Below are 14,080 nucleotides of genomic sequence, written 5' to 3'. Positions count from 1 at the left end.
GCCGTTGAGGGCGATGACGAAGGGCAGGCCGGAGTTCTCGAAGTAGTCGACCGCGGGGAAGCAGTCGGCCAGGCGGCGGGTGTCCACCAGCACGATCGCGCCGATGGCGCCGCGCACCAGGTCGTCCCACATGAACCAGAAGCGGTCCTGGCCCGGGGTACCGAAGAGGTACAGGATCAGGTCCTGGTCGAGGGTGATGCGGCCGAAGTCCATGGCCACCGTGGTGGTGGTCTTGTCCCCGGTGTGGGTGAGGTCGTCGATGCCGGCCGACGCGGACGTCATCACGGCCTCGGTGCGCAGCGGGTTGATCTCCGAGACGGCGCCGACGAACGTGGTCTTGCCCACGCCGAAGCCGCCCGCCACCACGATCTTCGCGGAGGTGGTGGAGCGGGAAGGACCGCCGCTAGAGCTTGCGAAGTCCACTGAGCACCCTTTCGAGCAGTGTCACGTCTGGCTGTCCACCGGCGTTCTCGTCGCCGCCGGGCTGATGGATGGCGACCAGGCCCGCCTCCGCCAAGTCGGCGACGAGGATCCTGGCGACGCCGAGAGGAATCGTCAGCAGGGCCGAGACCTCGGCCACCGACTTGATCTCCCGGCACAGGTTGCAGATCCGCTGATGCTCGGGCAACTGACCCTGCATCTGGTGCGGAGCGGCGGTGGTGTGCACCAGCGCCTCGATGGCGAGCTGGTAGCGCGGGCGGGTCCGGCCGCCGGTCATGGCGTACGGACGCACCAAGGGGTTGTTCGCCGCCGGTGCCGGATCCTGGCGGCGCTGCGGCTGCACCGGCTGGATACGTGGCGTCGGAGGCTGGTCGTACGGCGACGGGCCGGGGCCCTGCGGGGCGTACGGCTGCCGGTGGCGGGGAGCGGAGGGGAAGTTGTACCGGTTCGCCGAACCGTCGCCCTGACCCTGACCCGGGCCGTACGACCAGTTACCCGAAGACGAACCGCCTGGGGGTGTTGCCACTTTCTCCTCCTCCGACTGCGCCGGGCGCCAAAAACTGTGGAGCCGCGTCCCGAAACCTTACGGCCCCGGGACACGAATACGCACCGTCCGATTACTAGTTGAGAAGGCTTCCCTGGAGCTCCGCGCGGAGATCCGGGGTGAGAACCGTGCCCGCGCGGTCCACCAGAAGGGCCATCTCGTACCCGATGAGGCCGATGTCCGCCTCCGGGTGGGCCAGTACCGCGAGCGACGAACCGTCGGAAATGGACATCAGGAAGAGAAATCCCCGCTCCATCTCCACAACCGTCTGGTTCACGCTGCCGCCCTCGAAGATGCGCGAGGCACCGGCGGTCAGCGAGGTCAGACCGGAGGCGACGGCGGCGAGCTGGTCGGCGCGGTCACGGGGGAAGCCTTCGGACATCGCCAGAAGGAGTCCGTCGGCGGAGACCACCACCGTGTGGGACACCCCCGGGGTGTTGTCCACGAAGTTGGTGATCAACCAGTTCAGGTTCTGTGCCGCCTGGCTCATCGGGCTCACACTAACGCTCCTGGTTGTAGGTGCTGTCAGGACCACCGTGCTGATGGGTGGTTGCCTGGCCGTTCGTTTCACTGCCCGCGCTGCGTCCGCGCTGGACGCCCCGGCGCAGGTTGCTCAGCCTGCCCCGGACGTCCTCCGGGGCGCGGGAGACCTGAGGACCCCCCTGGGGGGTGCTCTCGGCGGTGCCCTCGACCAGGTTGGCCTTGGGTACCCGCCGCGGCAGACCGGAGGCGGTGACCCCGCCCGCCTTGGGCTTCTTGAGCTGCGCGGCCTGCTGCCAGCGCTGGTCGTTCGCCGAACGCCAGTCGTCGTCACGGCCGCCGGCCGTCCCGTCCGCAGCGGGCGCGGCAGGCGCTTCCCGCTCCGCGCGGGCCTGGCCGTTCGCGCCGCCGGCGCCATGGGAACCGCCGGTGCCGTTCGCACCGCTCGCGGGTGCTCCGCGACGCGGCAGTCCGGCACCGGTCAGCCCGTGGCCGGCCGGAGCGGCCGGAGCGGCCGGAGTGGCCGGTCCCGGACGGTCGAAGCCTACGTGGTCGCGCGCACTCGCGTCAGCGGCCTGCGCAGATTCCGCTTCCGGAGCGTACTGGGCCGGGTAGCCGTTCTGATAGCTGTCCTGCTGGGGCCAGTCGTCCTGGTAGGACGGGGTGTCGTAGCCGCCGAAGCCGTCGGCGGCCTGGCCGTGCGCGGACGCCTGCTCCTCCTGAGCCGGTTCCGCATACGCCGACTCCTGGTAGCCGCCACCGGCCGGGAAACCGTTGTCCCGCGGCAGCCCGCCGTTCGGCGCGTAGTACTGCTCGTCGTACGGCTTCTCGTACGGCTGCTCGTAGGACTCCTGGTACCCGGTGGGCTGCTGCTCCTCGTACGAGGGCTGCCGCTGCTCCTGGTACGGCTGCTCGGGCCAGCCCGTGCCGCCATTTGAACCCTGGGCCGCGTCGAAGTCGTTGCGGTAACCGGCGGAGGCGTCGGCCGCCTCCGGCTGCGGCTGCTCGCCCTGCTGCCCGTGGGACTGCCCCTCCAGGGCCGCGCGCCGCTCCTCCCGCATCAGGGAGCGGCCGACGGGATCCAGGTCGCGGATGTCGTCGGGGACCTGGGTGTACGCGCTGTCGTCGAAGCCGAGTTCGGCGGCGGTGCGCAGCGGAGGCTGCTGCTGCTGAGCGAAGCTCTCACCCCGGAACTGCTGCTCCGGGATGATCTGCGAGACGGTGAACTCCTCGCGGTCCAGCGGGGTCTCGCCGCCACCGCCGTGCGTGATCGCGTCCGGCAGCATGACCAGCGAGGTGGTTCCGGCCTGCTCGCCCGAGGGGCGCAGCTGGACCCGGATGCCGTGCCGGTCGGACAGCCGGCCGACCACGAACAGACCCATGCGCTGGGAGATCGCGGCGTCCACGGTCGGCGGGTTGGCCAGCTTGTGGTTGATGTCCGCGAAGTCCTCGGCGGTCAGACCGATGCCCTTGTCATGGATCTCGATCATGACGCGGCCGTCGGGCAGCCGGGTCGCGGTCACGCGGACCTTGGTCTGCGGGGAGGAGAACGTGGTGGCGTTCTCCAGCAGCTCGGCCAGCAGGTGCACGAGGTCGGTGACCGCGCGGCCGTGGATCTCGGCCTCCGGCACCCCGGACAGCTCGACGCGCTCGTACTGCTCCACCTCGGAGGAGGCGGCGCGCAGCACGTCGACCAGCGGGACCGGCTGGTCCCAGCGGCGGCCGGGCTCCTCGCCGGCGAGGACCAGCAGGTTCTCGCCGTTGCGGCGCATACGGGTCGCGAGGTGGTCCAGCCGGAAGAGGTTCTCCAGCTGGTCCGGGTCGGCCTCGTTGTTCTCCAGGTCGGTGATCAGGGTCAGCTGGCCCTCGATCAGCGACTGGTTGCGGCGCGAGAGGTTGGTGAAGATCGCGTTGATGTTGCCCCGCAGCAGGGCCTGCTCGGCGGCGAGCCGGACCGCTTCGCGGTGGACCTGGTCGAAGGCGCGGGCGACCTCGCCGATCTCGTCCTTGGTGGTGATCGGGATCGGGGCGACCCGGGTGTCGACCCGGCCGGGATCGGTGCGCGAGAGCTGATCGACCAGCATCGGCAGACGCTGTTCGGCGATCCCGAAGGCGGCGTTGCGCAGCTGGCGCATCGCGCGGCTCATCTGCCGGGCCACGGCACCGGCCAGGATGAACGCGAGCAGCAGGGCCACCACGACCGCGGCACCGGTGATGAACGCGGAGGTCTTGGCGTCGTCGGCGATGGAGGAGGCCTCGTTCACGGCCTTGTCCGCGAGGTTCGCCTCGATCTGCCGGTACGCCTTGTACTTGAGCGTGTTGAGCGCCCACCAGTTCTGGGCGGTGATGCCGTTGCCCGCCAGCTGCTCACGGGTGAGCGTGCTGGTGTCCTTCATGAAGGCGAGCGCCGTGACCATCTTGGTCGGGTCCGACGGCGGGGCGATGTACTTCGGGTCCTCACCCTTGGCCTTCTCGACCAGGGCGGCCCCGTCCGCCTTGATCTTCGCCTCCGCGTCGGTCAGCTTCTGCGCGTCGGCCTCGGTGCCACCGCCGAGGTACTCCTCCAGCGCGATGCGCTCCAGGTAGGCGTACGAGGACAGCGACACCCGCTGGGTCGCCAGGTTCCCGGTGTCCGGGCCCGGGTTGACCAGCAGATGCGTGCCGATCGACCGCTCCAGCGACAGCGCGGCCTTGGTCAGCGAGATGGCGTAGACGGTACGGCCGTAGGAGGTGATGTTGCCGGTGCCCAGACCGAGTTCGTTGGCGAACTCCATCAGGGGGTGGGCGAGCTCGACGTAGCTCTCCTCGGTCTGCACACCGTGCACCTTGGAGGTGTAGGCGACCTGGCGCAGCTGCGCGAGTTTGGGCTCCGCCTCGCGGAACAGCTTCAGCCGGCGCTCCAGGCCCGACTTCTGCGGCATGTTCTTCGCGGCCTGGTCGAAGGCGTCGGCCGCCTGGTCCGTCGCCTTGCGGGCACCGTCGACGACCGCCTTGCCGTTGGGGGCCTTGCTCAGCAGCGGGGCCGCCGTGACGTCACGCTCGTTCTCCAGCGCGTCGGCGTAACCCAGCGCGGCGCGCACCAGACGGGCGGTGTTCTCGGCGTCGCGGGCCTGCTGCCAGGTGTCGATGGAGCTCTTCACCTGGAAGCCGCCCATGACGAGACCGACCATCACGGGTATGAGAAGGATGGCGTTCAGACGCGTCGGCACCCGCCAGTTGCGCGGGGAGAAACGGCCGCCGCCCGACGCGGCGGCGGACGCCGGTTCCGCGCTGGGCACGGGGCTGGGCGCCACAGCGCGCGGCGGCGGGGTGAAGTTGCCCCGTGCCGACGGCTCGGGACCGTTCTTGCTTCGCCTCACTCGACCAACAACCTCTCGGCGGTCGGCACCTACGTCGTGCCGCAGTCTCTCAGAGCCCGGTTCGCCACAGACCACTGTGGAGTACGTCTTCGACCATTGGGCAGTTCAGGCATTCCAGCACGTGGACCAGCGCACTTCCAAACAGTGGAAACCTTGTGACGGCACCGTTGTAAACCGCAGATAAAACGGTCATACAGAGCGAGCCCCGCCAAAAGGCGGGGCGTTCGTGCGCGCACAGACACCACGCGACCGCGTCGCGTGGCGACATCGGCCCATTCCTCTGCCGAACTGTTATGAACACCGGAGCCGACCGTGTCTAAGGCCACAGTCGGCTCCGGAACCCCTACGGCAACTGCCGTGAGGCACGTCGTACTTGAGTGCTACCGCAGGCGGGCCATCAGGGCGTGCTCGACCAGCGTGATCAGCGCGCTCTTGGCGTCGGCGCGGTGGCGGGCGTCGGTGGTGATGATCGGGGTGTCGGGTCCGATCTGGAGGGCTTCGCGGACTTCGTCGGGGTTGTAGGGCTGCTGGCCGTCGAAGCCGTTGAGGGCGATGACGAAGGGCAGGCCGGAGTTCTCGAAGTAGTCGACCGCGGGGAAGCAGTCGGCCAGGCGGCGGGTGTCCACCAGCACGACGGCACCGATGGCGCCGCGCACCAGGTCGTCCCACATGAACCAGAAACGGTCCTGGCCCGGGGTACCGAAGAGGTACAGGATCAGGTCCTGGTCGAGGGTGATGCGGCCGAAGTCCATGGCCACCGTGGTGGTGGTCTTGTCCCCGGTGTGGGTGAGGTCGTCGATGCCGGCCGACGCGGACGTCATCACGGCCTCGGTGCGCAGCGGGTTGATCTCCGAGACGGCGCCGACGAACGTGGTCTTGCCCACGCCGAAGCCGCCCGCCACCACGATCTTCGCGGAGGTGGTGGCCCGGCCCCCGTCAGAGCTTGCGAAGTCCACTGAGCACCCTTTCGAGCAGCGTCACGTCCGGAGCGCCACCGTTGTTCTCGTCGCCACCCGGCTGGTGGATGGCGACCAGGCCGGCCTCGGCGAGGTCGGCCACCAGGATCCGGGCCACCCCGAGAGGCATGGCCAGCAGCGCGGAGACCTCCGCGACCGACTTGACCTCCCGGCACAGGTGGCAGATGCGCTGGTGCTCAGGGAGCAGTCCCATGAGCGCTGCCGGATCGGCCGTGGTGCTGATCAGCGCCTCGATCGCGAGCTGGTAGCGGGGCCGGGTCCGGCCGCCGGTCATCGCGTACGGACGCACCAGCGGCTGATCGCCCTCGTCCCCGTACGGCTCCGCGTACGGATCATGATGGGCGGTGGGCGGGGTCATGAATCCTCCGGGCGGGACAGCAAGTCGGTCAGTCAAGCCGTCTGACGGGGCCGGTGGGGGGATTGTGGCGGCCGGACGGTGTTTTTGTGAGGTGGGTGGTGCCGGGGGCGGTCAGTGAAGCAGACTGCCCTGGAGTTCGGCGCGCAGATCCGGGGTGAGTACCGCACCCGCGCGGTCGACGAGCAGTGCCATCTCGTAGCCGACGAGGCCGATGTCCGCATCGGGGTGGGCCAGGACCGCGAGGGACGACCCGTCCGAGATGGACATGAGGAAGAGGAAACCGCGCTCCATCTCGACGACCGTCTGCGCCACGCTGCCGCCCTCGAAGATCCGGGACGCCCCGGCCGTGAGGGAGGTCAACCCGGACGCGACGGCCGCCAGCTGGTCGGCGCGGTCCCGCGGGAAGCCTTCGGACATCGCCAGCAGAAGGCCATCGGCGGAGACCACCACGGTGTGGGACACCCCAGGGGTGTTGTCCACGAAGTTGGTGATCAACCAGTTCAGGTTCTGTGCCGCCTGGCTCATCGGACTCAACTAACGCTCCTGCTGGTGAGTGGGGCTCGGGAAGCTGCCGGTCTGGCCGCTGCCGGCCTGACGGCCCTGAGCGATGCCCCGACGAAGATTGGTCAACCGTCCGCGTACGTCGTCAGGCGCACGCGAGACCTGGGGACCGGCTTGGTGCTGTTGCTGCTGCGCCGTGCCCGGGACCAGGTTCGCCCGGGGTACTCGGCGCGGCAGACCGGAGGTGGTGATACCGCCGGCCGCGGGCTGCCGGACGCGTTCTGCCTGCCGGACGAGTTCGTCGTTCGGCGAGGTGCGCCAGGAGCCGCTGTCTGTGGGGGAGCGCCGCGGCGCCGGGGCCGCGGGTGCCTGCGGCTGCTGCGGCTGTGACTGCTGCTGCGGCTGCTGGGGCGCCGGTGCGCCGCCCTGCTGCTGACCATGGAACCAGTTGGTCTCCAGGGTGTCGTACAGCGGGGTACGGCCGTCACCCGGGCCGCTGGCCGGGGGCAGTGCCCAGCCGTCGCCCGGAGCACGGCCCTCGTCGGGCCGCTGTGCGGCGCCGCGGTGGTCGGGCTCGGGACGGGCCGGACGCTGCTGCTGCGCGGCCGGCGGACGCGGGGCGCCGAAGTCGGCCGGGCCGCCCTGCGGGGCGAAGCCCTCGCGGCCGGCCGGCTGCGGGCGCTCGAACTGGCCGGTCTGCGCCGGGTTCGGGCGGCCGGGCAGGGCGTGCTGCCCGGTGGAGCCGTTGCCGTAACCGCCGTCGTAGGCCTGCGGAGCCGCGAATTGGCCTGTGGTCTGGCCCGTGTTCTGGCCCGGGTGCTGGGCGCTGTCGTCCGGCCGGCCGGGGGCCGGCGTACCGAAGACGTCGGGGCGGACGAACGAACCGGAACCCTGCTGATCGCCGGGGAGCGCCGCGTACGGGTCCTGCTGCGGGGCGTTGGGGCTCGGGTACTGGCCGGTCTGCCCGCCGTTGTCCGGGAGGGCGAACTGGCCGGTGCTCTGGGCGCCGCCCGGGCGGTCCAGCTCGGCGCGCGGGTACTCACCCGTGGCGGCCGGTCCGCGCGTGTCGATCCGGGGTATCTCCGAGGTCGAGCCCGGACCCTGGCGGTCGTCGACGCGCGGCATGCGCGCGGTCTGCGACGGGTCCTGCTCGTCGTGGCCGCGCGGGGCGTCCATCGAGGAGCGCGACCTCGGGGAACGGCTGTCGCCCCAGTCCGGGGTGCGCTGCTGCGGGTCACCGCCGGGCAGCTCGGCCCGCGGGCCACCGCGCGGCGGCAGCTGGGGCTGACGGCCCTGGTCGGCGGGGGCGGCGGGCCGCTGCGGGCCACGACCGCCGAAGGCGTCCTGCTGCGGACCACGTCCACCGAAGGCGTCCTGCTGCGGGCCGCCCGGGTTCGCGGCCTGGAGCCCCTGGCGGGCCCCCGGCGTCTGACCGCCGAAGCCGCCCGCGCCGGAACCCGACGGCGCCGGCCGGCCCTGCTGGGCACCGGGACCGCCCTGCGGACCGCGCGCTCCGCCCGGCGCACCGGGACGGCCGCCCTGGCCCGTGCCGGGCAGCGCGGCCCGGGGACCGTGGCCGGAGCCGACCTGGCCGCGCGGGCCGGGACCGGCACCGAGCAGACCGCCACCGGCCGGGGCACCGCCGAGGGCACCGCCCTGGCCGTTGCCGCGCCGCGCCGCAGCGGCACCCGCCGCGGCCTGCGCGGCGGCGGGGCCACCGGTCGAGACGGGCGCGCCCGACTTGCCCGGAGCGGGCTTCTTGCCACCCTGGGCGACGTCCACGGGCAGCATGACCAGCGCGGTCGTACCACCGGAGTCGGAGGGGCGCAGCTGGATGCGGATGCCGTGGCGCTGCGACAGCCGGCCGACCACGAAGAGGCCCATGCGGCGGGAGACGGAGACGTCCACGGTGGGCGGCGAGGCGAGCCGCTCGTTGATCGCGGCGAGGTCCTCGGGGGAGAGGCCGATGCCGGTGTCGTGGATCTCGATCAGTACGCGGCCGTCGGGCAGCGCGTGACCGGTGACCTTGACCTTGGTCTGCGGGGAGGAGAACGAGGTGGCGTTCTCCAGCAGCTCGGCGAGCAGGTGCACGAGGTCGTTGACGACCCGGCCGGCGACCTCGGTGGTCGGGACCGAGGACAGCTCGATGCGCTCGTACTGCTCCACCTCGGACGCGGCGGCGCGGAGCACGTCGACCAGCGGCACCGGACGCGTCCAGCGGCGGCCGGGCTCCTCACCCGCGAGGACGAGCAGGTTCTCACCGTTACGGCGCATACGGGTCGCGAGGTGGTCAAGCTTGAACAGGGAGGACAGCTGGTCCGGGTCGGCCTCGCGGGACTCCAGCTCCGAGATGAGGGACAGCTGGCGCTGGATCAGACCCTGGGAGCGGCGCGAGAGGTTGGTGAACATCGCGTTGACGTTGCCCCGCAGCAGGGCCTGCTCGGCGGCGAGGCGGACCGCCTCGCGGTGCACGTCGTCGAAGGCCGCGGCCACCTGGCCGATCTCGTCCCGGGAGTGCACACCGACCGACTCCACGGAGGTGTCGACGTCCTGCGGGTCGGACTCCGACAGCTGCTTGACCAGCTCGGGCAGCCGGTCCTGGGCGACCTTGGTCGCCGTCTCCTGCAGCCGGCGCAGCGAGCGGATCATGGAGCGGGCCACGACGAAGGCGCCGACCAGCGACACACCGAGCACGAGCAGGATCAGCGCACCGGAGATGATCGCCTCGCGCTCGGAGGCGTTGCGCAGCTCGCGGGCCTTCTGCTCCATGTCCTCGAGCAGCGTGTGCTCGATCTTCTTCATCTGCTCGATCTTGGTCGAGCTGGTGTCCACCCAGTCGCGGTACGAACGCGCCGGCAGGCCCTCGATGCCGTTGCGCGACTCGAAGGAGCGCTTGGCGTAGGTGTCGGCCGTCTCGATCGTCGGGTTGCCCTCGTCGATCGGCTTGAGGAGTTCCTCGGCGTTCTCGGCCGCGTAGATCTTGCGGAAGATCGCGAGTTCGGAGCCCTCGCTCTCGTAGGCCGACTGGCCGTAGAGGCGGTCGTTCTCGGCGAGGTGGCCCTTGGTGGAGGTGGTCGCGGGCAGCGCGGCGGCGATCATGGCGCGCTGTACGGAGGCGTACTCCTTGGCGGTGGAGAAGGCCGCCAGGGCGCGGGTGCGCGAGATCATCTCCGGGTTGCTGGACGCCTCGGCCATGTCCTGGGACAGACCGATCAGCTGGGTGATGAGCCGGTGGTAGGACTCGACCGTCTGGGTCGCGTTGTCCTTCGACTTGTAGGCGGACCGGCGGATCTTGGCCAGGTCGTCCAGCTGGTTGGCGAGACCGACGAGCGCGTCGCGCACGCCCTGGAGGTTGCCGCCCTTGCTGGCCGCGTCGATCTGCTCGGAGGCGTTGAGGAAGTTCTCGCGGGCCCGGTCGGTCTTCTGCTGGAAGCCCTTGACCGTGTAGTCGTTCGCGCCGCCGTGCGCCAGCGGGCCGGCCGACTGGTCGCGCTCCTCCTGGAGCGCGGCGGCCAGCTCGGTGGCCTGCTTGGTCATGTCCGTCAGCAGCTTCATGTTGTCGAGCTGCTGGATGTCGTCCATGGACGAGTTGATGCGCAGCCCGCCCAGCGTGGTCGCCGCGACCACGGGCAGCGCGAGCAGCGACACCAGGCGCGTGGAGATACGCCAGTTGCGCAGGGCCATCCGGGAGCCGGGGCCGGTGGGGCCGGGGGTGGCCTTCCCGGACGGCTTGGGGTTCTTGGCGCCGGCCGTCTTCGTCGCGGCCGTCGACGCCGACGCGCCGGGGCGGCCTGCGCGTTCACCGCCGTCTCCGGACGGGGCCGGGCCCGGGTTCTGGGCGTGCTGGGGCGAGGAGCTGCCTTTCATCGGGCCAGTCCCGTCGTGCGGCTCCGGCTCCGCCGAAGCGCTGCCATCCCTCTTGAAACGTCCCTGCACTAGCGTCGCAACCTCTGGACCAGGCACCCCTCCGCGCGAACGGAGAGACACGGTGTCGGCGTTGTGGAAGGCGTCCTGAACACGCCATCCGGTGGTCTTGAGTGACCGGCGCTGGTTCCCCCCTGTCCCACCGCCACCAGGCGCTGCGTCGCGCCCCCAGTGCGCCGGCTCGATCCCGCGGCGGTCCGTGGAATTCCAGCACAGTGCCGGATCTCCAACAAGGGCCGTGGACCGAGCTGTGACCTCCGTGACGGGCTGTGAGTGTCGCATGACATGCCGTGGAGGTCGATCCGGGGTGAACCGGACGTTTCCGTGCGAGTCTTCGCCCGGTGGGCCGTGTCCCAGTCGCCATGATCAGGAGCGGAATGATGGCTTCAGGCGCTCAATGTCCGTTTCGGCGAAGCGGATTGGGGGTCGGAATTGACCGCTTTGCCCGTGAGTTCGTGAGCAAACTCACATGCTCACCGTGGTCAGTTGGCGTCTTCGCCGGGGAAGTGGATGTTTAGCCTGGCGCTTTACAGGAGCGGCGGCTCTGCCAACCCACCCGACCAGAGGGCACAGGACGACAACGGTGAAGACGACGATGATGTTCCGCAACATAGCCAATCCGCGACGCACGACCCTGGCGCACCTCGACGACGCCGGCGAACTGCAGACGCCGGAGCTGCCGGAGCAGTCCGTCGACCTCCCGGCCCAGACGGCCAACCCCAGGCGCACCGTTCTGATGGAGATCCCGGTCGGCGCCGCGGCCCCGGCCGGCGAGTAGGCCGGCGGGCGGTACGCCGCCACGCGACGGCGGCCGCGGTGACGAGCGCGGCCGGGAGGAGCACAGGTCATACCGTGCCCCTCCCGGCCGCGCTCGCCCCTTTTCCGGGGGCGTGCGCGCGGGGGAGCGGCACTCCCGCCCGTCCGCCCCGGGCGCCCAAAACACCTGACCGGCGGCCATACCGCCCCGACGTCGCGGGACCCGACCGGTTAACCTGGGTCGTCAGTACGCCGGTTCTCAGTGAGGGGCGCAAGGATCCCGTGCGCATCGCCAGATTCTCCATCGACGGGAACGTAGCCTTCGGCGCGGTCGAGGGTGACCAGCCGGACGAACTCGTCCTCGACATCATCAAGGGCATCCCGTTCGCCGACCACGAGCTGTCCGGTACGAAGGTGCCGCTCGGCAAGGTCAGGCTGCTCCCGCCGGTCCTGCCTAACAAGGTCGTCGCGTTCGGCCGGAACTACGCCGAGCACGCGCGCGAGCTGGGCAACGAGGTGCCCGACGCGCCCTTCGCCTTCTTCAAGCCCTCCACCTCGGTGATCGGTCCGGGCGACGACATCCAGTACCCGCCGTTCTCCGAGGAGCTGCACCACGAGGCCGAGCTGGCCGTCGTGATCGGCCGCATGTGCCGCGAGGTGCCGCGCGAGCGCGTCAAGGACGTGATCCTCGGCTACACCTGCGCCAACGACGTCACCGCCCGTGACGTGCAGCGCCGCGAGAAGCAGTGGGCCCGGGCCAAGGGCTTCGACACCTCCTGCCCGCTCGGCCCCTGGGTGGAGACCGGCCTCGGCCTGGAGCGCGCGAACGACCTGACCATCCAGCTGACCGTGAACGGCGAACAGCGCCAGCTGGGCCGCACCAGCGAGATGATCCACTCCATCGAGGACCTGGTCGTCAACATCTCCGAGGCCATGACCCTGCTCCCGGGCGACGTCATCCTCACCGGCACCCCCGCGGGCGTCGGCCCCCTGAACGTCGGCGACGAGGTCGCCGTCACCATCGAAGGCATCGGCACTCTCACCAACAAGGTTGTCAAGCGTGGCTAGCGCATCCGGCTCCTCCGTACGCGTCCGTTTCTGCCCCTCGCCCACCGGTAACCCCCATGTGGGCCTGGTCCGCACCGCCCTGTTCAACTGGGCGTTCGCCCGGCACCACCAGGGCACCCTCGTGTTCCGCATCGAGGACACCGACGCGGCCCGCGACTCGGAGGAGTCCTACGGCCAGCTGCTCGAGGCGATGCGCTGGCTCGGCTTCGACTGGGACGAGGGCCCCGAGATCGGCGGCCCGCACGCGCCCTACCGCCAGTCCCAGCGCATGGACATCTACCGGGACGTCGCGCGCAAGCTGCTGGACGCCGGCCACGCCTACCGCTGCTACTGCTCCCAGGAGGAGCTGGACAGCCGCCGCGAGGCCGCCCGCGCCGCCGGCAAGCCCTCCGGCTACGACGGCCACTGCCGCGACCTGTCCGCCGAGCAGGTCGAGCAGTACGAGGCCCAGGGGCGCACCCCGATCGTCCGCTTCCGCATGCCGGACGAGCCGATCACCTTCAACGACCTGGTGCGCGGCGAGCTGACCTTCACCCCGGAGAACGTGCCGGACTACGGCATCGTCCGCGCGAACGGCGCCCCGCTGTACACGCTGGTGAACCCGGTCGACGACGCCCTGATGGAGATCACCCACGTCCTGCGCGGCGAGGACCTGCTGTCCTCCACCCCGCGCCAGATCGCCCTCTACAAGGCGCTGATCGAGCTGGGCATCGCCCAGCGGGTCCCCGCCTTCGGCCACCTGCCGTACGTGATGGGCGAGGGCAACAAGAAGCTCTCCAAGCGCGACCCGCAGGCCTCCCTGAACCTCTACCGCGAGCGGGGCTTCCTGCCCGAGGGGCTGCTCAACTACCTGTCCCTCCTCGGCTGGTCGCTCTCGGCCGACCAGGACATCTTCACCATCGACGAGATGGTCGCCGCCTTCGACATCTCCGACGTGAACCCCAACCCGGCGCGCTTCGACCTGAAGAAGTGCGAGGCGATCAACGCCGACCACATCCGCCTGCTGGAGGTGAAGGACTTCACCGAGCGCTGCCGCCCCTGGCTGCGCGCCCCGTTCGCCCCCTGGGCGCCGGAGGACTTCGACGAGGCCAAGTGGCAGGCGATCGCGCCGCACGCCCAGACGCGGCTGAAGGTCCTGTCGGAGATCACCGACAACGTCGACTTCCTGTTCCTGCCGGAGCCGGTCATCGACGAGACGTCCTGGGCCAAGGCGATGAAGGAGGGGTCCGACGCCCTCCTGCGCACCGCCCGCGAGAAGCTCCAGTCCGCCGACTGGACCTCCGCGGAGTCCCTCAAGGAGGCGGTGCTGGCGGCCGGCGAGGCGCACGGCCTCAAGCTGGGCAAGGCCCAGGCCCCGGTGCGCGTCGCCGTCACCGGCCGCACGGTCGGCCTGCCCCTCTTCGAGTCCCTGGAGATCCTGGGCGAGGAGCGGACGCTGGCCCGGATCGACGCGGCCCTGGCGAAGCTCGCCGCGTAACGCACGACGCGCCCGAGGGGGCGGCGCCCGGAGGTCCCGGGTGCCGCCCCCTCGGGCGCGTCGGCGGCACGGTGGTCACCGGTCCGCGCGCATACCCGTTTTGGAGCCCCGTCCACCTTCAGGTAATGTTCTTCCTGCGCCGAGGGAAGCGGGCCGAAAGGCCGGAGCCCCGAGGAGCAAACTAGAACGAGATCC

Annotated in this window: 11 protein-coding genes; 3 read left to right on the top strand and 8 right to left on the bottom strand. The window is 70.8% G+C overall.

Translation table 11 applies throughout. The features are described 5' to 3' along the window. The 8 genes from ACIBA9_RS34535 to ACIBA9_RS34500 form a co-directional block, all read right to left on the bottom strand. Positions 1-423 (bottom strand): ATP/GTP-binding protein (locus ACIBA9_RS34535; RefSeq protein WP_351658271.1); only part of this gene is annotated, 423 nt, incomplete at its 3' end. Further along, the gene (locus ACIBA9_RS34530) at positions 404-967 is read right to left on the bottom strand and encodes a DUF742 domain-containing protein (RefSeq protein WP_362160918.1); all 564 of its coding nucleotides are present in this window, start codon (positions 965-967) and stop codon (positions 404-406) included. The genes ACIBA9_RS34530 and ACIBA9_RS34535, both read right to left, overlap by 20 nt. Before the next feature lie 94 nt (positions 968-1,061). Continuing rightward, positions 1,062-1,475, bottom strand: a complete 414-nt coding sequence (locus ACIBA9_RS34525) for a roadblock/LC7 domain-containing protein (protein ID WP_030948713.1) — start codon at positions 1,473-1,475, stop codon at positions 1,062-1,064. A 10-nt stretch (positions 1,476-1,485) separates the two neighbouring features. Further along, the gene (locus ACIBA9_RS34520) at positions 1,486-4,824 is read right to left on the bottom strand and encodes a nitrate- and nitrite sensing domain-containing protein (RefSeq protein WP_399369263.1); all 3,339 of its coding nucleotides are present in this window, start codon (positions 4,822-4,824) and stop codon (positions 1,486-1,488) included. A 380-nt stretch (positions 4,825-5,204) separates the two neighbouring features. Beyond that, positions 5,205-5,780, bottom strand: coding sequence for an ATP/GTP-binding protein (locus ACIBA9_RS34515; protein ID WP_137308836.1), 576 nt, complete (start codon positions 5,778-5,780; stop codon positions 5,205-5,207). Next, positions 5,761-6,159, bottom strand: coding sequence for a DUF742 domain-containing protein (locus tag ACIBA9_RS34510; RefSeq protein WP_009190816.1), 399 nt, complete (start codon positions 6,157-6,159; stop codon positions 5,761-5,763). Before ACIBA9_RS34510 ends, ACIBA9_RS34515 begins: the two co-directional genes overlap by 20 nt. A 111-nt stretch (positions 6,160-6,270) precedes the next feature. After that, on the bottom strand, positions 6,271-6,684 hold the full coding sequence (locus ACIBA9_RS34505; protein WP_184970701.1) for a roadblock/LC7 domain-containing protein: 414 nt from the start codon (positions 6,682-6,684) through the stop codon (positions 6,271-6,273). Positions 6,685-6,693: 9 nt separating this feature from the next. Then, entirely contained in the window at positions 6,694-10,596 is a 3,903-nt protein-coding gene (locus ACIBA9_RS34500; protein WP_399369261.1) for a nitrate- and nitrite sensing domain-containing protein, read from the bottom strand. 571 nt (positions 10,597-11,167) lie between these two features. On the opposite strand from ACIBA9_RS34500, the gene ACIBA9_RS34495 reads away from it, so the two are divergent. The 3 genes from ACIBA9_RS34495 (at position 11,168) to gltX (ending at position 13,885) form a co-directional block, all read left to right on the top strand. After that, a complete protein-coding gene (locus tag ACIBA9_RS34495; RefSeq protein ID WP_258780990.1) occupies positions 11,168-11,362 on the top strand; it encodes a hypothetical protein in 195 nt (64 codons plus the stop codon). Between the two features lie 260 nt (positions 11,363-11,622). Then, positions 11,623-12,408: a fumarylacetoacetate hydrolase family protein gene (locus ACIBA9_RS34490; protein ID WP_399369258.1), complete on the top strand. Its 786-nt coding sequence runs from the start codon at positions 11,623-11,625 to the stop codon at positions 12,406-12,408. Next, a complete protein-coding gene (gltX, locus tag ACIBA9_RS34485) occupies positions 12,401-13,885 on the top strand; it encodes a glutamate--tRNA ligase (protein WP_399369256.1) in 1,485 nt (494 codons plus the stop codon). Before ACIBA9_RS34490 ends, gltX begins: the two co-directional genes overlap by 8 nt. The last annotated feature ends 195 nt before the right edge of the window (positions 13,886-14,080 follow it).

This window comes from Streptomyces sp. NPDC051452, assembly GCF_044454765.1.
GTDB lineage: Bacteria > Actinomycetota > Actinomycetes > Streptomycetales > Streptomycetaceae > Streptomyces.
The sequence above is the reverse complement of the archived record's forward strand: the minus strand, read 5'-3'. Positions and strand labels throughout refer to the sequence as shown.

Excerpts from the sequence above, each read along its gene's own strand:
- ACIBA9_RS34525 (WP_030948713.1), bottom strand. The coding sequence starts at position 1,475 with ATGAGCCAGGCGGCACAGAACCTGAACTGGTTGATCACCAACTTCGTG.
- ACIBA9_RS34510 (WP_009190816.1), bottom strand. The coding sequence starts at position 6,159 with ATGACCCCGCCCACCGCCCATCATGATCCGTACGCGGAGCCGTACGGG.
- ACIBA9_RS34505 (WP_184970701.1), bottom strand. The coding sequence starts at position 6,684 with ATGAGCCAGGCGGCACAGAACCTGAACTGGTTGATCACCAACTTCGTG.